Genomic DNA, 1,204 nt, shown 5'->3' with positions numbered 1-1,204 from the left:
GCTGCTGCGCGATCGGACTTGTGTCCGCCCCGTGGCCGTCGATGGCCAGGGAGGAGTGTTGGCCTCAAGAATTGCTCCATCCGTTTTTAAAGGAATTTCATCTGCTTTTTTATAAGCTATTTGCTTCTCTATATTATCCCAATTTGTATAATACCTTGAAGATAAGGTTTTTCCGACACCTGGAACCCCATAACAAATACCTATATATTTATATTTGATACAAGCATCGCAAAATTCTGTAAAACGTTTATATTCTTTTGTTTCAATAAATTTTTGCTCCTTATTCATTTAGATACCTCTTTAGTTTTGACTTCTTTTTATCAGGTCTATCTGGACGAATTGTATATTCTTCTTGTTTGGAATCTCTAACTTCTTCTATAACAGATTTTCTAGGTTCTAGTTGTTTCTTTAAAGTTTTTCTTACTTTATTTCGGGCAGAAACAATTTCTTTAAGATCTACGGTATAATCAGAGATTTCAGGAGAAATGGCAGTACATATGTATTTATCCTGATAAAATACTCTAATTTCTGCAATATCTCTTGGATTGTAACGAATAATCACAGTTTCACCAACGTACGCAGCTAAATTAGTATCTATATATCTCATGCCTTGAAAATGGATACCATCAGAATGCACTTTTCTTGGTTTTGCTACGTTTAATAATAATAAATCCAAAGTTTCTAAGCTTTCTGGCATATTAGGTAGAAATCCTGAACTATTCCAAGAATGTATTGGTTCCTTTTTTGTTGTGCCATGAATCCTATGGTGATACTTATATATAAGGAATGTTGAAAATTTTTCATCAAGTTCTTTAATTGTGAGAAGGGACTGGGTGGTTTGATTACCTAAATAACCAGGTAAATCTTGCAAAAACAATTGATTTACCGTTAGAAAAAACCTTTCAATTTTCCCTCGTCCTCTAGGAACACCTACAGTCGAAAAGACTAAGTTAATTTTCAAATCAATTGCTACCTGTTCTAAATGTTTAGAGGTAAAATCACTTCCGTGATCTGTGTAGAATTTTTCTGGGATGCCACATATTGGCCAATCACGATTTCCTTTCTTCCATATTGCTTGGTGTAAAACTAATGATGTGTTTATTGCAGTGGGGGATTCAAAGGATAAATAGTACCCAGCAATTGCTCGACTGAAGTACCGGTACTCCAGCGAGACCTGGTTGCCGTCGATGATCCGGGTGGGCTC

The 1,204-nt window shown here is 35.8% G+C and carries 1 protein-coding gene and 1 pseudogene; both read right to left on the bottom strand.

Features of this window, described 5'->3' with window-relative positions; genetic code table 11:
• A pseudogene (locus ABZ565_RS35710) lies at window positions 1–288 on the bottom strand (ATP-binding protein); the annotation flags it as partial.
• On the bottom strand, window positions 281–1,204 hold a 924-nt coding region (locus ABZ565_RS35705; protein ID WP_361036480.1), incomplete at its 5' end, for a Mu transposase C-terminal domain-containing protein. The pseudogene ABZ565_RS35710 and the gene ABZ565_RS35705, both read right to left, overlap by 8 nt.

The sequence above is a fragment of the Streptomyces sp. NPDC016469 genome, from assembly GCF_040632905.1.
Classification (GTDB): domain Bacteria; phylum Actinomycetota; class Actinomycetes; order Streptomycetales; family Streptomycetaceae; genus Streptomyces.
The sequence above is the reverse complement of the archived record's forward strand: the minus strand, read 5'-3'. Positions and strand labels throughout refer to the sequence as shown.